Source organism: Candidatus Protochlamydia naegleriophila, from assembly GCF_001499655.1.
Classification (GTDB): domain Bacteria; phylum Chlamydiota; class Chlamydiia; order Chlamydiales; family Parachlamydiaceae; genus Protochlamydia; species Protochlamydia naegleriophila.
On sequence record NZ_LN879502.1, the window covers coordinates 408272 to 430443 of the forward strand.

The window sequence follows — 22172 nt, forward strand, 5'->3', positions numbered from 1 at the left end:
GCAAACTAAAAGAAGACTCTTTACGTGATCAAGGCGTCTTTCTTTCAATCATTTGATCCACCGTAAATGAACTGTAGAGGTGTTTAGAGAAATCTCCTCTCACATCGACGTGAGCGCTTATATACGGAGAAATATAAGGAGAAATGATAGGGTCTTGCATGAGGTGATTGTGCAAATTCAATTTAAAATTGGCAGCTTCTCCTTTAAAAAAGAGAGAGTTCACTCCGCGAGTTCCCGGTTGAATCCAGGAAAGCGAGCGATGCCCATTTTTTAAAGGAACGTTGCTAGCAATGTAGGCTTGAATGGTCTTTCTTGCATGTTTAACGACTGTTGGATTTTGGGTTGTAATATGGGTCAAGGTGAAGTGATAATAAAAGTCAGCTTGTAATCCTGACCATTTCGCAGCAGGGCAGGTAAAGGCTATTCCGCCGGTCTGTTTTTTCTTCTGGGATGTTATCGGAGTAGAATGTTTTTTTGTATTGGGTTGAACTGATTTTTCACTGCTCTTATCATGCTTCTGATTCGAGGATTTTAAATGGATTCCCTGGCCTTTAAGAGTTCCGGTCAATCCAATAAAACATGCTAATAAACAAAAAAAATAGATAATAAAACGGTTCATTTTCATTCCAATTGTAATTAGTTTTTTTGCTTTTAGCAAAATGAATTATATGTAATTTTATTTATTGTATGAGTTATTTACAATCTAAAAATTATAGTTTCCATTTTTCTGAAGTCAGTCACTATCCGAGTTCTTATTGTTTTTTATTCCGTTACCAACAGTTCGCTAATCGCTCACAACATCTGCATCTAAGCACAGGGCTGCCGGTGAAAATCGATCGCATTTCTGATTCTTCCTATCCTCAGCCTCATGGCTCTTTTGTTAATATCTCTAAAGTAAAGAGAATACGCGTTAGAGATCTTTAGATCGGATCTTAGAGCCTGCAGCGAAGAGTAAGTAAATGTGGGTAAATGGGATAGAAAATAATGGAAGCTTGGAGAGCGACTGATCAAGATTTTTACGAGCGATTAAGGCGCGCCGAGCTGAGAATGCGTTTTAGCGTGCCGTCATCTTCTTCATCATAGATATCGCCGACTATTTCTTCAAAGATAGCCTCCATCGTGACAATGCCCACTTTGCTTGCGCCGTGGTAGACGACAGCCATGTGAATGCGCTTATCTTGCATGAGGCGCAAGGCCGAAAGGATGGGCAGCTGATCTTGAATGATTACGGCAGGCCTTAAAAGCGAAAGCCAGTTCGTCTGATCGGTCTTTTGAAAGGCTAGAAACTCTTTGGCATTGAGGATGCCTATGACCTCATCTCCCTTTATCGCAGGCAGGCGCGTGTGCCCTGATGAAATGACTGCGCTTTCTACTTCTTGCAGCGTTTGAGTGCTGTTTACGTAGACGACCTCTGGCCATTCGACTAAAATTTCTTTGACGGTCGTTCTTTCGACTTTGACAATATTTAAGATATATTGCCTGTCGAATGAAGACAGGGTGTGAAGGGGAAGGGATGTTTCTTCATTTTGAGCCTCTTCGCTGATCACGTGTTTTTTGGGAAAGGAGGATAAAATAAGCTTAGTCGACCATTCGAAGAGTGTAACAATCGGATTGATGAATCGGCTGACCTGGTAGAGCCAAGGAGCTGTTTCTGAGGCAAAAAACAAAGGGCGTCTCAAGGCTAAAGACTTGGGGACTAATTCTCCAATCACGACGCTTACATAGGTGAGTGGAAGGACAACGATCATTAATGCAAGGATTTCAGCCAAAGGCTCCTTTAAAGAAAAGGTCTTGACGATCCAGGGTGTAATGCTCTCTTCTGCACCTGCGCCGCCCAGTGCTGCGGCTAAAGCTCCTAGAAAGGTAATCCCTACTTGAATGATAGATAACGTGCGCTCCGGATTTTCTCGAAGCGTGAGGAGCAGTTTGGCTTTTTCATTGCCCTGCCTTACATATTCGCGCAAAGTCGGTCGACTGACTGCTATGAAAGCTGTTTCCGCACCTGCTAAAAAGGCATTTAGGATTAAACATACTAGAATTAAGAGGAGTTCAAACATCTATCGCTGCAAGTAATTTTTAGAACTTTGCATTCTAATGAATCATTTTGAATGAATTCAATAACTCTTTTAAGCTAAATTGTGGAAGTGATGAGCGGGGGAGACAGGGGTGGCTGAAGGGGCTGCATTTTTAAAATAAGCTCGTCGAAAACGTCTTGTACAAGCTCTTCGAACATGGCTACATACGTTTGATATTCGGGCCATAGATGGCTATTCATGAGAGATGGACTCACCTGAACGAGAGTCGTAGTCTTCTTTTGCCTTTTGCGTCTATAGGGAGCAAGTTCATATTTTTCGCAAAGGGCTAGGAACAGCTTCTTTTTCCAAAGATTGTGGTGCAGGATTTTGAACTCCACCGGAAGATCGCATTCTTTTTCCAAAAGACGCTGCTTGGCTAATAAAGCCGCTTGACGCTCGCCTGCAGATGTTGCCCTCTCGATCAAAGCTTCGATCTTGGCCAATTTATCGTGCACTCGTGTCATAGCGGCTCATTCCAAAGGGTTAATCTTCGCTTAAATCCTCTTCATTCTCGAAGTGGTAATCCTCATCCCCTTCCCATTCGTCATGCGAATCTTCCCTTTCATGAGAAAACTCTTCATCCTCTTCATGACTTGACTCTGAGCGCTCTTCACGGCGCTGTGAGGATGGCTCGGGCCTATCCCGTTTTGTTTTGCCTTTTAAGTGCATAAGGATGGGAACTCCCGTGAAGGCATAAACGTCCCTAAATTGGTTGTAAAGATACTTTTTATAAGTATCTGTCATCAAGTTAGGATAGTTGACAAAGAAAATAAATTTAGGCGGTTCCACGGCCACTTGCGCCATGTAATAGATGCGCAATCTTTTACCTTGGATCATCGGAGGATGGTTCTTTTGAAGAGCCGTGCCGATGAACTTATTGAGTTGGTGTGTCGTAATGCGCTTCTGAGAATTGGCATACACTTCCAAAATCAAAGGAAAGAGCTTGTCAATATTGCGTCCCGTTACGGCTGAAGTAAAAATCTTCGGACAGTGTTTGAGAAAGGGAACTTCTTCTTCAATGCTCTGGAGGCAGTGCTCCATGCGGAATCCCTTCACCAAGTCCCATTTGTTCAGCAAAATAATACATCCTTTGCCTGCTTCCTCAATCGTATTGGCAATCCTTTTGTCTTGAGCAGTCATCCCGTCTTGGACATCTAACATCAAGACGCAAAGGTCGGCCCGTTCAATGGCTCGCTCGGTTCGAATGGCAGCAAATTTATCGACAACCTCATGCTCGGCCCGCTTGCGCCTAATCCCTGCTGTATCGATAAAGGTATAGAGTTGCTCTTCATGTTTAAAGGAGATGTCAACGCTATCGCGCGTTGTGCCTGGAATCGGGCTGACGATGCAGCGATTCTCATCGAGTAGGTAGTTGACCAAGGATGATTTTCCCACATTGGCTCTTCCTACTACGGCAACCTTGATGGAGTGCAGTCTTTCCTGAACCTCATTCTCGCGCGAAACTTTTGCAAAAGCCGTTTCTAAAAGCTCTGCGATTTGCCACCCTTGTGCGGCGGAAACAGGCACCATGTGCCGGATGCCAAGCGAGTGAAACTGGTGCATAAGCGACACTTGAGACATATTGTCAATCTTATTGACTGCCAAGCAAACAGGTTTTTTCGTCTTCAATAAGACTCTTGCAACTTCTTTGTCCAACTCTGTCAAACCAACGTGTGCGTCGACGACTTGAATAATGGTGTCGGCTTCTTCAATGGCTATCTCAGCCTGCCTTTTAATTTCCTCGTTAAACATTTCTTTGGATCGCGCATTGATCCCGCCCGTATCGATGACTTCGAAATGGAAACCGAATAACTCGCCTTCTGCATATAAACGATCGCGCGTAATTCCTTCGGCCTCATCGACAATGGCAATTTTTTGTTTACAGATGCGGTTAAATAAAGCCGATTTTCCCACATTTGGCCGCCCAACAATGGCGAGCTTGGGTAAATGAGTCATAATGTCCTTCTCTCTGATCTATCATCTTTTCCTAAAGAGAGAGATTTTAAATAAAAAAGGATTAAAAATATATGTTTTTTTAAATAATTGTTTAGAAATAATTCTCAAAAGAATTATAATCAAGCCAAAATGTTTATTTCAAAAAAGTGACTTACGGCAAACTTCTCTTTAATAATTTTTTGGTTCTGATTGCAATTTAAAACGGCAATCGTTGGTAGAGAAATTAATTGTTTAGATTTTTGTTGTTTCTGTCTATGTAATCAAAAAAATTGTAGGTTATGTCACACGCCCATCACGACGATATTTCTCTTACATGTTTTAAGAAAGATTTTGAAAGATATTCTTGGGCTGCTTTCCGCGCCGATTTATTATCGGGTTTATCTGTTTCGATGTTGACGGTTCCGCAGGTCATGGCGTATGCCTTGGTGGCTGGGCTACCGGTTTCGTGTGGGATTTTCGCCTCTATTTTTTCAGCGATTGTGGTGGCTCTCTTTTGTTCTTCGCGCCATTTGATTGTGGGGCCGAGCAATGCGATTGCCATTTTAATTCAAGCCGGAATTTCTGAAATTTTATTTACCTATTACCGCGATGTGACTGGTCCTGAGAGGGAGCAGCTCGTCTTGCAGATTTTGACGCAGCTCATGTTGCTCATTGGAACGATTCAAATTCTGGCTGCATTTTTTAGATTTGGGAGGCTGACTCATTTCGTCAGCCATACGGTGATTGTTGGTTATGTGGCTGGGGTTGCGCTTGCGCTTGTGATTAACCAAATTTTTCCATTACTCGGCATGACTGTACCAAGCAATCTCTCTTCTCTTTATGAGCGGAGCGTTTATATTATCACCCATGTGGAAACGGGGTATTGGCCGACGGCGTTGATAGGTTTGAGTTGTTTGGGCGTATTGCTGATATTAAGGCGAATTGACCGGAAAATGCCGATTGGTGCGATCATGCTTGCAGGTGTTGCCATCATCGCTTATTTCCTGGGCTATTTTTATAACTATTTTGTTGCCAACGATTATCAATTCATGAACTGGGAGCAGTTAGAATCGCTTGCGCAGCCCATTGCATTGGTTGGCGATACGAAAGGTGAGGGATTATTTCCTCATTGGGACTGGCCTTATTTCAATACGGGAATCATGAACAATTTGCTGCCCGTTGCCTTTGCTATCGCTCTTTTGAGTGTCATGGAAGCCACATCTGCTTCGAAATCGATTGCCGTGAGCTCCGGACAGCATCTATCCATTAACCAGGAAATTTTTGGGATGGGATTGGGGAACTTTTTCTCGGCATTCATAGGCGCCATGCCAGTTTCTGGGAGTCCTTCGAGGAGTTCGCTCAACTATGAAAATGGAGCCAAGACAAGGCTTGCTGCTGTTTTTAATTCTCTTTTTGCGGCGCTTATACTATTTGCATTCGGATTCTTGATACAGCATATTCCCGTTGCAGCTTTTGCTGCTCTTTTGATCGTTTCCTCTAGCAATATTGTCAATTTCAAGCAGCTATTTTTATGCCTTAAGGCAACCCGCTCTGACTCCTTTGTCTTGCTTGTGACTCTACTGTCCTGCATCTTTTTCAGACTTGACATCGCTTTTTATATTGGGGTTGTCATGTCAATTTCCCTGTATCTAAAAAAAGCAGCTATTCCCCAGCTTGTCGAGTTCACTATCGACGAGTCGGGAGTCTTGCATACAATCGAGCACGCCCATCTGCATGAATCAAGAAAGATTCGCTTTATCAAGGTCGAAGGGGAGCTCTTTTTTGGTGCGGCAGATCTGTTTCAATCGGCACTGAAATCCATAACCGAAGATGATACGACCACGCGTGTGATTATTCTACAATTGAAGAATGCGCGAGATATTGATGCAACGGCTTGTCTGGCTTTGCAGCAATTAGATTATTACCTTAAGAGCTCGGGCAGGCATTTGATTGGGTGCGGATTGACGCATCAGATTTGGGATGTCTTAAGTGATTCAGGAATGATTGACATCATAGGGAAGAATAATTTATTCATTTTTGATGAAAGACATCCACAGCTGTCTGTACAGAAGGCTTTTACAAGGGCACATGAACTTCTGGCTCAAGCAGCGGCTAAGGCGGCTGAAATCGTTCCACCGATTACGGTAACCCCAGAATTACAGCCTGCTCCTGTAGTGCCTGTAGTACAAGAAGGAAAGACTGCACCGCTTATTTCTACAAATTAATAGTGGGACGGATTTAATCTCTGAAGCTTTTGTAAGATTGAAAGCTTCAAATCTAACTTGTTCCCTAGATTTCGATAGTTCATTTCTAAGGGACGGGATCCCATTTCATTTTTCTCCCACCAGCATCGTAAATTGTCCGGTACACCCATTCTTCAGAGTCTTCACGCATGAGGCGATCGCAACCCATCGTATAGCCTTTAAAAAAGCCATATTTTTTCATGGCTTCAAGCGTGTATTGAGAGCTGCTTGGTATGAAATGGCTTCTTGGCCCATCTGCTGGAGAAATGACCTCTTGATGAAAACGAATGGCCATTACTCCAAGGCGCGCTAAAAGCGATGGGGGCTCAGGAGGTTGGTACGTTTGGACGGTGCGCACGGCTAGATCGGCGTCCTTTCCCCATGGGTTGCTAAACAAAGCAGCAGTGATAGCCATACTTGCGCACACAGCAAGAAGAAGAGTGCGTCTAAAGTAATCCATGAGTGATTCCGCGGCTTATATGAATTAAAAACTTGTTTCGAACATCAAGACAGGAAAAAACTTGTGATCGACGAGAATCTGTTTGCTGACGCCTTCATAGAGGCGATTATTGAATTCTTCGGCTTCGATTCCAGCGCCGTTAATTCCCCCGTAATACCAACCCATTTCCATGCTTGCAGTGATGAGTCCCGCCGCAGGATAGCCTCTTTGGAAGAACTGATAGGCTGCATAGGTGAACAGCGCGTTGATCAAAAAAGAGGTTAGGGCCGATTTGCGCTGCCCGACGTAGTAGTAGCCAGCACCTGGCAAGACGGCATTGAGCATTCTTGCGCGTTTAGGGGATTTGGCATATTGATAGTAGAGATTGAGCTGAGGCTGGATCGTTTCGAAATCGCGATGTTCACAAATAAGAGCTTGAGCCTCTTCTAACTGTTTTTTTTTTAACAGCCAAAAAAGAGACAAATCTTCGGCCGTTTCAGGAGAGCATTTTTGGATGGCTTCTTGTAAACAGGCTGCTTTGTCTTCTTGACCGAGTTGCTTGTAGCATTCGTATAGAATGATAAGCAGATTATTGAACGCCGGAAAAAGGGGATTGGCCTGGATGAGGTCGCTCTCCTCAAAAATATTGACCGCTTCTTGATATTTCAAGCCTAAATAATAGCAAAAAATGAGGTCGTATTCGATTTGCAAGCGCCTTTCAATGGCATCTTCTGGAAGAAGAATCAGGGCCCGCTTGTAAGAGGTAATCGCACGATACAGATCCCATTCCTCTGCAAAAACATCTCCTATGAGGAGTTCTTTTGCCCACTCTTCCTGTCTTTCTTCAGCTGATAGAGGGTCGAATGCCGAGGGTAGGTTGCTTATGCGGTGAGGAGGAGGGGTGTAGATGATTACAGGATCAATCTTGCAATGAGAAGGCTGGCACCCCACAGTGGTTAAAGCCAGCCCTATCATCAAGCAAAGATGAATCGAGGATTTACAGATTTTTTGTACTAAGGTCATCTGATTGTACAGCCGATGCTATCTGGATCAGTCGGTTTAATATTGAAGAAGTCGAGAGCTTCATCTACTTCGTAGTTCCAAGATCTTCTAAACTTACTCTTTTCGATGAAGACATCTTGCTGACGCTTTGTCACATTTTCTAATTCTTCTTCTGTATCCACAATGAGAGGGCGGATGAAAGTCATCAGATTGCGCTTACTGTCGCGGTTTCCTTTCTGCTTAGAAACTCCTCCAATGAGAGGAATGCAGCCTAAGCATGGAATTTGGTTGAGCGTGCGCGCCTGAGTATCTTGCACCATTCCGCTCAAAATGACGAAGAAGCCATCCGGAACGTGAATTCTTGTGACTGTACGGCTTTTTGATAAAACGGGTACCAAGTTGACGTCGACGACTGAGCTGTTCGTTCCAACCGGGTTCGCATTACCGCTATCATTGGTTACTTCTTGAATGATATCTAGCGTGATAATGCCGTTATTTCCAATGAGGGGAGTGACGCGAAGCGTTGTTCCCACATCGATAAACTGGAAGTTATTGGTAATGACCGAACCCAGGTCGTTTGCAATAGACTGCGTCTTGTAGCGGTCTGTAGAACCCACGAAAATTTCGGCTGTATTATTGTCTTCCGTGACAATTTTGGGGTTCATGATGATATTGACTTTAGAATCGGTATGGAGGGCGCGTACGAGCGCTCCAATCGTGTTAAAGTGCAATCCACCATGCGTTAAGTGCCGACCAATAATGCCTGCGCTGTAACCGTCTGCATTTAGAAGCGAGTCTGCAACCGGTATGCCGGCAACTCCATTGGCCGCTACTTCACCCGTTGCCAAAGCGCTAGTAATGGTAGATCCAAGCCCTAGGAAGGATTGGCCCCCGGCGACGTTGCCCCCACCAAAGCGAGTTCCCCAGTCGACGCCGTAGCTAAGCGAGTCGGTTATAGTTGTATCGAGAATTAACATCTCGATGAAAACTTGGCGCAAAGGTACGTCGATTTCTAAAATAAGTTCTTTGATCCTTTCCAATGCCGGAACAGTACCGGTAAAGATTAGCGAGTTTGAGGCTTCAATCCACTGGCTACTATTAATGGCTGCAATCAGGTCTAAGTTGGCCATTCCAGTAATTTGCAAGCTGTCAGCTATTCGTCTTAAAGCGATTTCAATTTGATCCCCTTTGCGGTACTTCAATTTATAGATGAAAAATAGCGTGCGTTCGATATGCCCAGCTGGAAGATCTTGAACCCAGCGAGGACTCGTCGTGATTCCGCCTGGCATAAACTCTCTATTTTCATCAAAGATAATGCCTTGACGGCCTTCTACGCCAATAGCTCCTGTTGGGAAGTTCGGGGGCAGGTTCGGATTATAGGTGGGTGTGCCTGGAATATTGAGAGCACCGGTTACATCTCCTGGGCGCAGAGGTGTTCCATACTGGTCAAATCCTCCGCCAAATATACCGGGAGCCACGCCGCCAGTTCCAACTGTTCCGCCAGTTCCAATCCCTCCTGGGACTGTCCCGCCAGGGCCGAATCCTGCACCGCCGCTGCCATAACCGCCGGCTCCAGGAATGCCAGGGCCAAATCCTGCTGGACCTGATTGGAAACCGCCAGCTGCTCCACCTTGGATTGGGAAGCTTGTTCCAGCTTGCCCGCCTTGGCCTGGGAAACCTGTTTCGGCTTGGCCTGTGCCACCGAAGCCTGTTCCTTGCTGTCCTAAAGCCCCTTGTGTTACACCTCTGCCTAGGCTTTCTTCTGGAGCTCTCAGTTTTTCTAAGCTTAGAATTTTGGTTCTTCCTTCATTAATGTCGAGATTTTCTAAAATGGCAATCGCTTTTTCGACAATGAAAGGATTGGAAACCACGAAGATGCTGTTAGTCGATGAGTGCGGTACCAATACAAATGGGTTGCCTTGAGCAATGGGCTGAAGAATCTTAGTCGCCAAATCTGCTAAAGAGGCCACAAAAGCATTACGCACCACATATTGTCCGACCGTCACGCCGCTGTTGGGTGCATCTAAGTTGGCAATTAACTGCGCAATTTTATTGATGTTAGTGACAAGATCGGTGATAATCAAATTATTGGAGTCGCGCAAGACTTCAACTAGGGCGTCTTCGGAAAGGAGAGGTCTAATAATCTCACTGGCCTTTACAGGGTCTAGGGTATTCAGGCGAAAGACTCTTGTCACAATCTCTGTTTCAAATGAAGTGGGCGCTGTTCCGTCAGCAACGACGCGAGAAGGGGCTCTGACGCGAGGATTGCGGTGGATGATGAGGCTGTTACCTTGTTCGATCAAAAGTAGATCACGTATTCTCAGTTCCTGAAGCAATGCTGCCATCAGGTTTTCAACCGTAATGGGTTCTTCTGAAACAATTGTTACGTTGAATTGCAAGTCTTCGTCATCAAAAATAAAGTTTTTGTTCGAAATGCGGCTGACGAAGCGAATGTACTCAATCATCGAGACATTGTTAAAATTAATCGAAATCTCTTTTAAAGATTGCCCTTGATGAGCAGGAATATCCGGGGTTATCGTTGTTCGTGCATTGGTTGCATTGGGAGCCCTGCGAACAGGTTCATTCGCTGCAGGAACTGAAGGAGATACCGTTCTTAAAGGCTGTGTCAGAGGAGCTTGTACAGGAGCCGGTTGCGGCTGCTGTGCTGCCGGAGCTGGTTGCTGCGGGGTCAGTACTGGAATGGGCACTCTCGATTGATTAAATGGCGCTGGGCTGTCTGTGGGAGATGTTTGAGCGATCAGACTGGCCTCTTCCTCATTTTTTTTCTTAGCCATCATTGACGCTGCTTTTTGCTTAGTCGATATGCTGGGAGAGGCTAATGAGTGGGCTCTCGATTGCTGTAAGCCATGTTCATGCTCGACAATAACCTCATCACTAGAAGAAATTTGTACATTCTGGATGGCGCCAACTGAAGGAGCCGCAATCGATTGTTTGCCGAGCGAATTGTAGGCTCCAGGATCGAGCTGGCTTCTTTGATAGGCCTGAGTAGCGCTTGGCTTTTTGAGAGCTTTAACGTTGCCTATACCTTGCGTTAAGTCTGAAAGAGGCTGTTCTTCTGGCAATGGCTCAGCTGGTAATAACTCAGCCGGGGCCTGTTGTGAAGGCTGCTCATGCCTTTGCATAAAGTCTGTTTCAATCATGCCTCGATAAGCATCTTCTGGAAGGACGGTATTATATCGTGGTTGGATCGGTTCAATTGGCTGAACAGTTTCAAACGGATAGGACATGGCTTGGCTGGAAGGTGCTGGACTTTCGCAAAATGAAGAAGGAAAATAGCCTTCATTGGCCTGTTGCTGGTCGAATACCGTTTCTATGTGGGGGCCTTTTCGCGGAAGGTTCTGTTTGTTTTGCGTCCAATTATCATAATAGTATTGGTTTAAATCGACATGTTCAGTCCGCTCGCTGGAATATGTTCCTTCCGGCGCATAGGAATAGGGAGCCTGTTCAATAGAATCGGTCAAAGTGCTGGTTTGGAAAGGCTGGTTGTAGGAATCATAAGTACCATAAGAGTCACTGTAGGGATCGTATGAGTAGGTGGAAGCGCTATTGTCCTGATCTGATGAGTAGCTGGCAGGCTGGCTATAGGGGTTGCCTGTTTCATCGTAGAAAGACCAATCAGATTGATTAACAGCTTGATTGGAATTTAAGTCGAAATCTTGTTCAGAGCTAACTGGAAACCAAGATTCTTCATCCAATCGAGAAGGAGCATAACTTTCGTAAGAAGCTGGTAAAAATGGAGTTCCTGATTGGCAAGCAATGGCTAATAACCAGCATTTAAGGAGAAAATAACGACGGTGTGCTGTGAATTTTTTCATGAATCTTTAGGTGACTTACACGTTTTTATTAGAAAGACTATTTCCTTTTGTAAGGATTGAGTCTTGTTTTATTCCAAACCTCGGCATTTATTTCCAGCAAAATGCTACTTTCTTCAAAACAAAAAAGGAAAAATAGGACAGTGAATCGGTTGGACAGCCCGATAAAATTAAGATTTTGATTGCCTCTCAGGTCGTCTACCCTGCTGTAGATGCAGCTAAACCGACTTGGGAAGTTTTATTCTCCAATCAAAGCCAGTTGCTTCAGCCTGACTTATAATCTTGAATGTAAGCCTTATGAATTTGACACGCCCTAGTCTTTCCTTAAAAGACTTAATAAGACGATTGATCGCTCATCTGATGTGCGACTCAATTGAATCTTTGCCTTGCGAAGAATGGCATCCACTTGCTTTTGAGGAGCCGTATGCATAGCTTCTGCAAGGCTTGCTTGCAGCTGTTCTTGAGAAAAGAGGGCATCTTTCACCGAATGTTCGGAGCTCAAAGAGGCGTAGAATAAGATTGTATCGCCGATATGCCAAGGGTGTTCGATTTCAGAGAAATTAATCAGCCCTTCGACTCCTAAAGGAGGATTTTTAGAAACGATAGATTGAAGCGTCGAATCTCCATGTGGAATGTACCAAAGATGGCCGCATCCGCAAGAAATGAAACGGAAGCAGTTCTCTTTGGGCAATAAGATTAGATAACTGAAAGAAAAATTTTGCTTCATGGGATCGTTCATCAGCAAGGCATTGAGAACAGTTGCCATTTCTTCCGGTTTTTGCGTTAGCTGGCATAAAGCGCGAACCATGCCTCTTAGTACCGAAGTATAAACAATGCCTGGCGATCCTTTGACTGAGGGCTCTCCAATGATGATTCCATAGCCTTGCTGAGGGAGATTGAAAAAGTCGTAATATAAGCTTGAAGTTCCCAGACTTTTGTAGGTGGCCAAGCCGGCATCGACTTTTGTCCAACGGGGAGGATCCTGGGGGACTAGCGCGTGCTGGGCATGACGCAGGCTTTCTGAAAGATCGCTGAGCGGGTCTAATTCTTTATTTTCTTTTAAGAGCGCTGGCGAGTGCAGATAAGCAGATACATCGGTCATGAAATCTACGATATCTTGATAGCGATCGGCAGGATCTAGCTGTAATGACTTGGCTAAAATTTTTTGAAGTCCCTTCGGCATAATGGAAAGGTGGATTTGGCCGTGGCTTAATTTGCCAAGAACCAACTCATAAGTAATGATCCCTAAGGAGTAAATATCGGAGGGGTAGGAGGTTGATTCTGGATCATTTTTCTGCTCGGGGCTCATATAGATGGGGGTGCCAATCAACCGCCTTTTAGCATTGGGATCGGCGTCTCCTTCTGTTAAAAGTTGTGCGATTCCAAAATCAATAACTTTAACTCCACCAGATTCTGTGACTAAAATATTTTCGGGTTTGAGATCTCTGTGAATGACGCCGTGTGCATGTAAATGGCATAGCGCCATTGAAATTTCCATGACGAGTTCAAGTGCATGTTTGAGTGAAATCAAGTTGCGCAAGAGATATTGCCTAAGAGAGATGCCTTGGATAAATTCCATGGCGATGTAAAGCCCCCCTTCCCATTCTCCTTGTCCGTAGAGTTTAACAATATTGGAGTGGTCGGCAAGCCCGATGATTTCAGCCTCTCTTAAAAAACGCTGCACCATTTCGGGGTTAGAGACAAACTCTGGAAAAAGGACCTTAATGGTAATAGGGTCTTTCGTCTCTGGATGTGTGGCAAGATAGAGAATGCTCATTCCTCCTTTTTCAAGGAGCGCTTCTACTTTGTAAGGGCCAATTTTCTCTGGGATTTTATCCGCTGCAGGAACGGGTCCAATAGCGCTTGGGAGAGTTTCTTGTTTACTAAAATCTGATTCAGTCATATCGATATGCCACTATTTTGAAGCGAATTTAAGACCTTTAAAAGCCCACCAGGTCTAATCATCGGCTTTGAAGGAATGGAAGATAAGATTTCTAGAGGAAAGGTGTTTTTTAACACTCTTTTTTTGAGTTTTGAATTTTTTTCTCATGCAACAAATAAGGACTCTTGGGGTTTTCGAGAAAATGCAAAACCCGGGTTTTATGTTAAAGCCTCCCGATTTATAGGAACGATTTTAAGAGGATGGTAAAATTCAGAAAATCGTTCAATAAAATCTAAAGAGGCTTGGAATTCTCATCGACCCAATTCGAGCACTCTCACTCCTAAATTTTCACCGATTCGAAGAAGCTCGCCTCTTCCCACTAGTTTTCCATTAATCGTCAAATCTACTCCATCTTCTGGATGCACATTCAACTCAAGCATATTACCAGGCTCGAGCCTGAGTAAATTTTCCATTGTCATTTGAATGCGGCCGACTTCTACTGTTAGGGCAACAGGAATGTGTTCTGGTGTATAAGGCGTTTCGGAAACGGGTTTGGCTGATGTCTCTACTTTGGAAGGCTCTGGCTTGACTGGTTTTGCAGGCGGAGGTGAGAGTTTCTCTTCTTCTTCGTCATTCAACAAAGACTCGTCAAATGACTCCTCGTCTTCTAACTCTTCATCTTCTGTGAAATCTAAATCGCTCAAATCATCTTCGTCTTCATCTTCATGCTTGGCCATAGGTGGGGGTACCTCTTGTGGAGTATTTAATGCTTGTAAAGGGGGAGGATTCACCTCTTGTATGAGAGGGAGCTCTAAGATCTTGAGATTGCCATCTTTAATTTTTCCTCGATGGGCCGCTTTTCCGTTAACCGTCAACATGACGCGGCCCGCTGAACCATCCGCATCTAAAGAACAGCTATCTAATACAATGAAATCGCCAAGCGACACGGCCGACCATTCTGCTAACGACAGTTGCGTTTTACCAGCTTCCAAATGGACTTGAACCTCGACTGCTTGGGCCATTTGTTGAGTAAGCGGCGAGGGGCCATGGGAAGCATAATGCTCGACCCAGGAGTGCCTTAAGTCTGGAGAGATAATCAAGCGTCCCCAAAGGGTTTGATCGTGCATGCTTAACGAAATGTCTAAGCAAAGCGCGTCTTCTTGAGGCAGGACTGTCTTATTGGTCAGAATGGGAGCGATCGATTTATCAAAGGACGTTTGGCTGAGGTGGTAAAGCACCTCTAAGGCAAAAAAGCGATAAAAACTTTCGCTAAGGGCGCGATCTTGGAAACTAATGGGATGGGATTCCTTCGTCAATAGCCATGTTTCTAAGAGCACCATTTCTTGCTCAGGCATGACCCAGCACACATCTCCTTTTAAGATTGGAACGGCAAAAATGAGTGGAAAAGGGGAGTCTCCTAAGCCGTCATAGAGTTGATCTGTAGTACGCCACATGATGTCTTTGGGCTGTATCGAAAATCCTTCTCGATCGAAGGAGCGTGCAAGCCTGCTTGACAAATCTGCCCATGGAAAGGAAGGCGCCGCACCAGTCAAGGGAATGGTATCTAAGGCTTTTAATTCCGGGTCAATGGTACGAATCCAGTCGTAGGAAGTAGGAGGTGTTGTCATCTTAGTGCATAAACCTGAGTTTGAATCTTGTTGATTAAATATGTACAATAAAAAGACTTTTGGAAAAAGTTAATTATGTGGGGTGGGAAAGGGAAGCATGAAAAAGTTAAACTCTTCATCTTCAGGTTGACTCGCCTGAATTTGAAGAGTTTATGGGGTTATATGCCCGATTTGCCTAGTCTCTTTTACACGAAGAAAGAGGCCTTTATTAACTTTTAAGCTTGTTCATCATCAGCTTCTTGCTGTGATTGCCGCTCTCTTTGCTGTTCGCGCTCTTCCCTCGTAAGATATTTATAAGCCTCATTATCGGCATGCGTTTCTAAAGTTGTCTTAGTCGTCAAAGTATTAATGATGATGTCATGACGCGCCAGGCTTTCGACTAAAGAGTCTTCGGTGATCTTGCGGTCTAAAAAGCGCTTTGCATCGTCTGTTAAATTGGCAAAAGATAGATTGAATTCTCGCTTGGTTCCTTCAAAAGCGGTTAGCGTAACCGTTGCTCCTTCCAAAATGGGAGGGTAACGCAAGGTGATGATCGTATCTGTTTTGCCTTCGGTTTGAACCGTTTGCATGTTTGCAACAATTTGTTCGATAATGTCTTTAACAGTTGAACGAGTCAATCGCGGTTCATTCATGTTTTCGGCTTTGTCTGCTAGGAAGGCAATGGGAGATTGGTGCTGAAGATGAGGATTGATGGTTGATAAATCGGCATTTTCCTGAGTAAAGGTTGATTGAGCTCTTGTATTGAGTTTGCTCTTCTCTTTTTTAGACCCTAAAACAGTGGCGTCGGTGTCAAGAGATATGACATCGGGGCGTCCTTTTTTCCCTTTAATCGCCTCCTCGCGCACGATTTCCCCATGCAGGAAATTATCTGAAACAGGTTTTTCAGACGCCTCTTTCACAGTAGGAGTCGATCTGAGAGGCTCTTCTTCTAATCCCTTGGTACGCAGATCTTTCGCGGTGATGGGTTTATCAGCTAAAGCTAATCCTTCCTCATCGACAGGCAGGTTTTCGCCAGAGATTTTTTCATTCTTGACTAATCCCTTGGTACGCAGATCTTTCGCGGTGATGGGTTTATCAGCTAAAGCTAATCCTTCTTCATCGACAGGCAGATTTTCAGGCAGTATTTCATTTTTGCCTAATCCCTGTTTCTTTGGCAATTTGGCCAGCTTGTCGGTTCCATAGGGATGGGTTACATCAGAAGTTGCCATTCCCGTTTCATCATCGTCGTGAACAATGAGTGGGGGAGGCTGTTTTAAGAAAGATCTTTCGACAGGAGATTTTTCTGCATCAGCAAAAAATGGGCTTTGATTTAAAGAGGAGTTGGCAGACTTAGAGCGTGCTTTACTTTTAGCTGATAAATCAAAGAGGGAAGGTGGAGAGGGGGCCTCGAAATCTTCATCTAAGGCGACATCTTCATCCTCTTCATCTTTGGGCTTATTATCTCTAATGAGTTTTTTAAAGTTTTTATCTGTGCGCGGCAGCCCATCGGGTCTCGTGCGGGTCCCTTGCGCTGCTTGACTTGCAGGATTGGGATTAATGGGGTTGGTTTCCTCTGTAGATGGCATACGATGACTCCTTACCTTAAGTGTTACAGGCTATGACGAATTGCGACGCTGGTTCGAGACGTAAATAATAGAGCCGAGTTCATCCTGTTCGCGTCCTTCAATAATCTCCAATTCCTTGCGCATCTCCTTTTCCCAGTCTTTTTTATGACTGAGGAGCTTGTCTACTTCTTGCCGCTTAATGCGCAACTCTTCTTTAGCCTGATCTAAATTTTTTTGAGCAAGATTAACTTGTTCTTGCTGATCTTTAACTTTTTTTTCTTCTATGACCAATTTTTCATCGACGACCTTAATATAAGCCTTCATTTGTATGATTTTAGGGCTTGTGGTTCCTTCGTCTATGGTTTCACGTAATTGGTTAAGTTTGTCCCGATGGTGTTTTTTAACCTTATCTCTTTCTGCTTCGCGTTGAGCCAGTTTTTCCTTTTCTTTTTCTAAGGCGAGCTGTCTTTCTCTAACGACCTTTTCAGCCTCATCAACCCTCTTTTGCTTTACATCTATCACTTGCTTTAAAGGATAAACAATTTTGCTCATCATGCCTCAATCGATTTTATCTAAAAAGAGATTTCAACAGTTGCACGGTTTCTTGAAAAGAACACTTTTCATCGACTCCCTGCTTTAAAAACTTTAAAACTTTTTCAATGTAGTCAATGGCAAAGTCGCCCGCCTTATCTGCTCCTCTTTTATATTCACCGATTTTAATTAAAAGTTCGTTTTTCTTATAGTTTGCCAACACTTCTTTCAGCTTACCAACTAACTGTAAATGTTCCTTAGGGACAATTGCGTTCATTACACGGCTTGCAGAAGAAAGAACATCGATCGCTGGATAGTGATACTGACGGGCTAATTCGCTGGATAAGATAATGTGGCCATCCAAGATAGAGCGTACTTCGTCTGCCACCGGCTCGTTCATGTCGTCCCCGGCTACCAAGATGGTGTAAAAAGCTGTAATATGTCCTTTGTCTGAGTTGCCCGCGCGTTCAAGAAGCTTGGGGAGGGTTGAAAAGACAGAAGGAGTGTAACCTGCACGAGCAGGAGGTTCTCCAGCTGCGAGCCCAACTTCCCTTAAGGCTCTGGCAAAACGGGTAACAGAATCCATCATGAGAATGACAGATTTTCCCTGATCCCTAAAGTATTCCGCTATGGCTGTTCCAACGTATGCAGCATTGAGTCGCAGTTGAGATGCTTGATCGGATGTTGAAACGATGAGCACCGAACGTTTGAGTCCTTCGGGGCCTAAATCTTTTTCAATAAATTCACGAAGCTCTCTTCCCCGCTCACCGATTAGGCTGATGACATTGACGTCTGCGACAGCATTGCGAGCAATCATGCCTAACAATGTCGACTTACCACCGCCCGCTGCCGCAAAAATGCCAACACGCTGACCAAGTCCGGTTGTGAGAACGCCATCGATGGCTCTTACACCGACCGAAATGGGGTTGTGGATGGGCATTCTCTTGACAGGATCTGGTGGAGCTTGAATAACTGGATAGGTTTCTTCGAGAATCAGAGGACCCTTAGTTTCCTCGTCTAAAGGCTCTCCTAAACCATTGAGAATGCGTCCTAACAGTTGAGGGCCAACTTTGATGTGTAAGGGTAAATGAGTTGGAATAACTTCAGAGGAGGGGCCAATCCCCGTCATTTCTCCAAGAGGAGACAAAAGAACTTCATCTTTTGTAAATCCCACGACTTCGGCTCTTAGAGGTTCGCCAGCCCGCTTGATTAAACATACTTCACCGATTTTAACTTGTGGAACGACAGCCTTGATCAGCATGCCGACGATCTCTGTAATGCGTCCGTTTACCGTAGTGAGCTGCAGTTCATCCAGATCGCCCAGTAGTTTGTCAATTTGATCGTTAAACATGGGAGTTTTACCTTTAGTTGGAATAGAAGATAGCGAAAATAAGGACAACTGACATCTTGTGTCAAGTGTATCCTTATTAAAGATGAAAAACTAACGATGCTTTTTGCTTTAGACTTGAACGTTCATGATCGTTTTTGTCGATTCTAAAGCCTTGTTTAACAAACTAGTGAACAATTCAATCTGCTGCTGTACATAACCCATTTTGATTTGAATAGTCAGCATGCTTGCAGGAGTCATTTGAACCTTTGTGAGGTTCATATATTCAATCGTTTGGCTTAAATGCTCGAGTTGATATTGGCTGCTTGTTAGATAACCAAGGAAGCGTTTAATGGGATTGGGACTGTTGATGTCTGTTGCTTGTCCAACAGGAGGCGTGTATTCAACACCTGCTTTGGAAAGAGCGATTTTTAAGTTGTCGTCTATGTGTGTCAAACGATTGCGCAAAAGCGTTTGATACGAAGGCTTAATATCGGTATGTGCTTGATTTAATTGAGTCTTGACCTGATCGATTTGTGCAATGACCGTTTGAGCCTGATTCTTGAGCTCCTCAGGAGTCAAATGAGCGATTTTAGAGACCTTTGTGTTGAGCTTCTTGACCTCTTCCATTAAAGAAGATGGGGTCGCCTTCTTATCAACACTCGAAATTCCCTCCACCTCATCAGAACCGCGATGCTGGCGCTTTTTGTTCTCTTGATCCGTTGCCGTTCCATTACTTTGGACCGTGACGTTGTTGTCTCCAAAAATTGGATTATCCACAGGATGAATCCCCTCGGGAGCAACCATTGTTCCATCTAGTCTTTGAAAAGTTGGCTGGGCTGTATGCGAAGTGTCTAAAAGAGTTTGAAAGTGCTCTTTATTAGGCGCCATACGTTCGAGCTCTTCATGAGCCGCGGCAGGCTGCTGCTTGCTAAGCGCTTCACTAACCTTTTTCACTGCTTCGACTTTTTGTTCTAATGCCATGACAAGCTTTCCTTTGCCTTTAAGGTGTTTAGAGAATAACCAATGACCCGGGAAGAATTCGAGTCTTCCAACTCTTATTCAAAATCGTAAAGATCAAACTCAACCCGAGGTCATAATCGGGGCTAAACCAAGGTTTAGCCAGCCGACGATTATCCTTTAACGTTACGAGCCATTGATGAGATCGCTGAGTTCGATGCACTCACAACAGCTGTTGACATCTCTGATAATTGAGAAAGGTGGTTCATCAACATTTGCATGTCGAACATATCGGCAATACTGATAGAACTACGTCTTGCCTTTAAGATTTCCAGCTTTCTTTTAGCACTCACCGTTGCGTCGTTGACGATGCTAATCAAAAAGTCAACCTTAAAACCTTGTTCTACATAGTTACCCTGAAAGTCAGCACCGCTTCCACCACCTGTCGTATATCCGGCACCGTTTGCCATATTCTCCTCCTACTACTTCATCTTATTAATGTTAGATAATAAGCTCAGTAGGGAATTCAGATTTGGGAAATTACACTTCCTGAAGTCCTTCAAGAGAGTTAGAGTCTCTTTCACGACTTCGATTCTGAAACGCTACAACACTTAAACTTTTTTCACTTCAACCAAACTCTTTTTGCTCAAGTTAAGAAGAACTCACTCTATTGTACCTACTCGATTCCTTCTTGTAACTTCTTAACTTCTCCTTCAGCTCAATTTATTTGAGGGGCTCTCCTATGATCACCATAGGACCTAACAAGATTGTTTAAATCCTCTTCCCTCTCATTTTTAATTATAGCAGACCAGATTAATTAAATCAATATAGTCTCAATTTTATTAAAATTATTATTTGTAAAATCTTTGTTTTTAAGGTTTTTTACTAATGGTTTGATTTTTGATGGTCACATTATTAATGATACTAATCTGGTAAATTGCTTAACAAAATCAATGTCGGGTCTTTTTCACTGTTTTTGTTTGCCTTTTTTAATTAAATGTCAATCAGGTAATGGGAGTAATTACTAAAAGTTTCTTTTTTGATGACTTTAAAATCCAAGTCGGATAGACCTGATGGATCGCTTTCCAGTTCTTTGAGAATGTTGATAAAGCGTGCCTTGTTAGCGTGGTGTTCGGGAGTGCCCCCTGAATAGTCATGAGAGAGACTTTCATAGATGCCGGGGCGTCTGATCCAGGAGAGCCCGCTTTCAACAACCCGGACAATTAAATCATCATCTTCGATGCCATAGCCCCAGTATTGGTTCGAATAGCCATTAATCCTCTCAAAGTCGGCTTTATTGAATAAGACGACTCCTCCAAAGTAGTTTTTGTAAGCGAGCCCTTTACCTATCCATTCTCTAAATTGACTGACATCGGCAGCCAGATGTGTGGGAACGTTTGGGAAAGAGTAGTCTGCAGATGTTGGAAGCATATCGACATCGTGAAAGCAGAAGTAGTCGAATTCCCCTTGGGTCAAGATAAAGCCTACATTTAGCAGTTTGCCTCTGTTAAACGATTTACCAGGTGTTTGTTCGATGATGAAAATGTGATAATCGACTGCGGGGCATAATTCTTTCATTTTAGGGGGAAAAGAATGCAGGAATTCTGCTAAGTGTTCTTCGCGATTGCGGTAGGGGATGATGAGGGCCATTTTATGCATGGCTGTGGAGGTGGTGCAAGATTCAATCATAGTTTAAAAGCGCTTAAAGGGTCGTTTTAAATTTTTATTTTGCTTGCTGTGGTGTGCTTTTGGATTGTTTTTTGAGCCGATTTGCGGTCCTTGATTGTGTTTTCGGCCGTTTTGATGAAACCTACGAACGTGCTTGGATCGGGTGAGCGTGCTAGGTAAGTTATTTTGTTTCTCACTGCCTAGTACGCTCACAAGGCATTATTTTTCTTCTTTTTCCTCATCAGCCGCTTGGCCGGCTTGTTGAGCAAAAAATGGTGCTTTGGCTGTTTTGGAAAGATCTTTATCAGCCCATTCTAAAGAGATAGTCCCCAGATTCTTAATCGTTGGATCGGTTGTTTTTTCTATTGCTTCTTGGATGAGTTTTTCACCTTTCTTGCGTTTAGCTTTATTCAGCAATAAACACATTCCCAAAAAGGTTTGGGCTAGATAATTTTCAGGTTCTACTTGTAAAACAGATTCAAAAATGCGGGTGGCTTCTTTGAGTTCAAGTTTATTAAGCGCAATATAGCCGAGCCCAATTTGAGGAGCTGTGCTATGAGGGCTTAAAGCTTGAGCCGCATGAAAGATACGAGTAGAGCTTGTTTCATCAAGCTGCTTAACTGCTACAAAGCCTGCCTCGATCAGTAAGGCGAAGTCTTCTTTAAATTCATCTATTTTTTCTTGATTCATAACACAAGTCCTTTGTTTCCATCATTATAGTGTGATGTACACAAAACATCTTAAAACAAGCTCTTGTAAGTGTAAGAAGCTTTTTTTAGGTAGTCTGTGTATCAAAATCAATTCATTTTTTATCGTAGAAAAAAGTCAAATTGCGCGCAATGACACGTTAATTTATTTGGGATTGAAGCGCGAGATGACTTTGAGTAAGGAGGTATAACCATGAAGAAGCAGGCCGAAGCGGTCAAATTCTTCCTGGTTTTCTCCCGAGCGTAGAGCTTCTTTGATTTTTTGGATCCTTTCTTCTACTTTTTGACGGAGCTCTTTATTCTTTTTAGAATTTTTTAGTTCTGTTTCCAATTCAAAGACAAACTCTTCAACCGGTTTTTTCTTTTTTTGACTTTCTAAACCAAACATTTCAAACCTC

18 protein-coding genes are annotated in these 22172 nt (G+C 43.7%); 1 reads left to right on the top strand and 17 read right to left on the bottom strand.

Annotated features, from left to right (window positions below):
- Window positions 1–28: 28 nt before the first annotated feature.
- From PNK_RS01620 to der, 4 genes are all read right to left on the bottom strand, one after another.
- Window positions 29–619, bottom strand: a complete 591-nt coding sequence (locus tag PNK_RS01620) for a hypothetical protein (RefSeq protein ID WP_059059895.1) — start codon at window positions 617–619, stop codon at window positions 29–31.
- A 397-nt stretch (window positions 620–1016) separates the two neighbouring features.
- Window positions 1017–2057, bottom strand: a complete 1041-nt coding sequence (locus PNK_RS01625) for a hemolysin family protein (RefSeq protein WP_032124955.1) — start codon at window positions 2055–2057, stop codon at window positions 1017–1019.
- Window positions 2058–2131: 74 nt separating this feature from the next.
- Window positions 2132–2539 carry a hypothetical protein gene (locus tag PNK_RS01630; protein ID WP_032124956.1) on the bottom strand — a complete coding sequence of 136 codons (408 nt, stop codon included), beginning with the start codon at window positions 2537–2539 and terminating at the stop codon, window positions 2132–2134.
- Between the two features lie 19 nt (window positions 2540–2558).
- A complete protein-coding gene (gene der / locus PNK_RS01635) occupies window positions 2559–4031 on the bottom strand; it encodes a ribosome biogenesis GTPase Der (RefSeq protein ID WP_032124957.1) in 1473 nt (490 codons plus the stop codon).
- Window positions 4032–4309: 278 nt separating this feature from the next.
- Between der and PNK_RS01640 the strand changes: the two genes are divergently transcribed.
- On the top strand, window positions 4310–6235 hold the full coding sequence (locus PNK_RS01640) for a SulP family inorganic anion transporter (RefSeq protein ID WP_079992755.1): 1926 nt from the start codon (window positions 4310–4312) through the stop codon (window positions 6233–6235).
- 85 nt (window positions 6236–6320) lie between these two features.
- Here PNK_RS01640 and yidD read toward each other — a convergent pair whose 3' ends face one another.
- From yidD to PNK_RS01705, 13 genes are all read right to left on the bottom strand, one after another.
- On the bottom strand, window positions 6321–6713 hold the full coding sequence (yidD, locus tag PNK_RS01645) for a membrane protein insertion efficiency factor YidD (protein ID WP_032124958.1): 393 nt from the start codon (window positions 6711–6713) through the stop codon (window positions 6321–6323).
- Window positions 6714–6737: 24 nt separating this feature from the next.
- Window positions 6738–7715, bottom strand: a complete 978-nt coding sequence (locus tag PNK_RS01650; protein ID WP_059059896.1) for a tetratricopeptide repeat protein — start codon at window positions 7713–7715, stop codon at window positions 6738–6740.
- Window positions 7712–11530 (bottom strand): hypothetical protein, encoded by a 3819-nt coding sequence (locus PNK_RS13850; RefSeq protein ID WP_059059897.1) that lies wholly within the window; start codon window positions 11528–11530, stop codon window positions 7712–7714. The genes PNK_RS01650 and PNK_RS13850 overlap by 4 nt, the downstream gene beginning before the upstream one ends.
- Window positions 11531–11840: 310 nt before the next feature.
- Window positions 11841–13430 (bottom strand): protein kinase domain-containing protein, encoded by a 1590-nt coding sequence (locus PNK_RS01660; protein WP_059059898.1) that lies wholly within the window; start codon window positions 13428–13430, stop codon window positions 11841–11843.
- A gap of 290 nt (window positions 13431–13720) precedes the next feature.
- Window positions 13721–15037 carry a type III secretion system cytoplasmic ring protein SctQ gene (gene sctQ / locus PNK_RS01665; RefSeq protein WP_059059900.1) on the bottom strand — a complete coding sequence of 439 codons (1317 nt, stop codon included), beginning with the start codon at window positions 15035–15037 and terminating at the stop codon, window positions 13721–13723.
- Window positions 15038–15252: 215 nt separating this feature from the next.
- Complete coding sequence (locus PNK_RS01670; RefSeq protein ID WP_059059902.1) at window positions 15253–16602, bottom strand: hypothetical protein; 1350 nt, start codon at window positions 16600–16602, stop codon at window positions 15253–15255.
- Window positions 16603–16632: 30 nt separating this feature from the next.
- Window positions 16633–17136, bottom strand: a complete 504-nt coding sequence (locus PNK_RS01675) for a type III secretion T3S chaperone (protein ID WP_231909271.1) — start codon at window positions 17134–17136, stop codon at window positions 16633–16635.
- 13 nt (window positions 17137–17149) lie between these two features.
- The gene (gene fliI / locus PNK_RS01680) at window positions 17150–18463 is read right to left on the bottom strand and encodes a flagellar protein export ATPase FliI (RefSeq protein WP_032124962.1); all 1314 of its coding nucleotides are present in this window, start codon (window positions 18461–18463) and stop codon (window positions 17150–17152) included.
- A 108-nt stretch (window positions 18464–18571) separates the two neighbouring features.
- The gene (locus PNK_RS01685) at window positions 18572–19423 is read right to left on the bottom strand and encodes a hypothetical protein (RefSeq protein ID WP_059059904.1); all 852 of its coding nucleotides are present in this window, start codon (window positions 19421–19423) and stop codon (window positions 18572–18574) included.
- 149 nt (window positions 19424–19572) lie between these two features.
- Window positions 19573–19869 (bottom strand): DUF5407 domain-containing protein, encoded by a 297-nt coding sequence (locus PNK_RS01690; protein WP_032124964.1) that lies wholly within the window; start codon window positions 19867–19869, stop codon window positions 19573–19575.
- 523 nt (window positions 19870–20392) lie between these two features.
- Window positions 20393–21088, bottom strand: a complete 696-nt coding sequence (locus PNK_RS01695) for a galactosyltransferase-related protein (RefSeq protein ID WP_059059906.1) — start codon at window positions 21086–21088, stop codon at window positions 20393–20395.
- 198 nt (window positions 21089–21286) lie between these two features.
- The gene (locus PNK_RS01700) at window positions 21287–21757 is read right to left on the bottom strand and encodes a CdsG family type III secretion system protein (RefSeq protein WP_032124966.1); all 471 of its coding nucleotides are present in this window, start codon (window positions 21755–21757) and stop codon (window positions 21287–21289) included.
- A gap of 162 nt (window positions 21758–21919) precedes the next feature.
- Complete coding sequence (locus PNK_RS01705) at window positions 21920–22162, bottom strand: DUF5398 domain-containing protein (RefSeq protein WP_032124967.1); 243 nt, start codon at window positions 22160–22162, stop codon at window positions 21920–21922.
- Window positions 22163–22172: the final 10 nt, after the last annotated feature.

Excerpts from the sequence above, each read along its gene's own strand:
- PNK_RS01620 (WP_059059895.1), bottom strand. The coding sequence starts at position 619 with ATGAACCGTTTTATTATCTATTTTTTTTGTTTATTAGCATGTTTTATT.
- PNK_RS01625 (WP_032124955.1), bottom strand. The coding sequence starts at position 2,057 with ATGTTTGAACTCCTCTTAATTCTAGTATGTTTAATCCTAAATGCCTTT.
- PNK_RS01630 (WP_032124956.1), bottom strand. The coding sequence starts at position 2,539 with ATGACACGAGTGCACGATAAATTGGCCAAGATCGAAGCTTTGATCGAG.
- der (WP_032124957.1), bottom strand. The coding sequence starts at position 4,031 with ATGACTCATTTACCCAAGCTCGCCATTGTTGGGCGGCCAAATGTGGGA.
- PNK_RS01640 (WP_079992755.1), top strand. The coding sequence starts at position 4,310 with ATGTCACACGCCCATCACGACGATATTTCTCTTACATGTTTTAAGAAA.
- yidD (WP_032124958.1), bottom strand. The coding sequence starts at position 6,713 with ATGGATTACTTTAGACGCACTCTTCTTCTTGCTGTGTGCGCAAGTATG.
- PNK_RS01650 (WP_059059896.1), bottom strand. The coding sequence starts at position 7,715 with ATGACCTTAGTACAAAAAATCTGTAAATCCTCGATTCATCTTTGCTTG.
- PNK_RS13850 (WP_059059897.1), bottom strand. The coding sequence starts at position 11,530 with ATGAAAAAATTCACAGCACACCGTCGTTATTTTCTCCTTAAATGCTGG.
- PNK_RS01660 (WP_059059898.1), bottom strand. The coding sequence starts at position 13,430 with ATGACTGAATCAGATTTTAGTAAACAAGAAACTCTCCCAAGCGCTATT.
- sctQ (WP_059059900.1), bottom strand. The coding sequence starts at position 15,037 with ATGACAACACCTCCTACTTCCTACGACTGGATTCGTACCATTGACCCG.
- PNK_RS01670 (WP_059059902.1), bottom strand. The coding sequence starts at position 16,602 with ATGCCATCTACAGAGGAAACCAACCCCATTAATCCCAATCCTGCAAGT.
- PNK_RS01675 (WP_231909271.1), bottom strand. The coding sequence starts at position 17,136 with ATGATGAGCAAAATTGTTTATCCTTTAAAGCAAGTGATAGATGTAAAG.
- fliI (WP_032124962.1), bottom strand. The coding sequence starts at position 18,463 with ATGTTTAACGATCAAATTGACAAACTACTGGGCGATCTGGATGAACTG.
- PNK_RS01685 (WP_059059904.1), bottom strand. The coding sequence starts at position 19,423 with ATGGCATTAGAACAAAAAGTCGAAGCAGTGAAAAAGGTTAGTGAAGCG.
- PNK_RS01690 (WP_032124964.1), bottom strand. The coding sequence starts at position 19,869 with ATGGCAAACGGTGCCGGATATACGACAGGTGGTGGAAGCGGTGCTGAC.
- PNK_RS01695 (WP_059059906.1), bottom strand. The coding sequence starts at position 21,088 with ATGATTGAATCTTGCACCACCTCCACAGCCATGCATAAAATGGCCCTC.
- PNK_RS01700 (WP_032124966.1), bottom strand. The coding sequence starts at position 21,757 with ATGAATCAAGAAAAAATAGATGAATTTAAAGAAGACTTCGCCTTACTG.
- PNK_RS01705 (WP_032124967.1), bottom strand. The coding sequence starts at position 22,162 with ATGTTTGGTTTAGAAAGTCAAAAAAAGAAAAAACCGGTTGAAGAGTTT.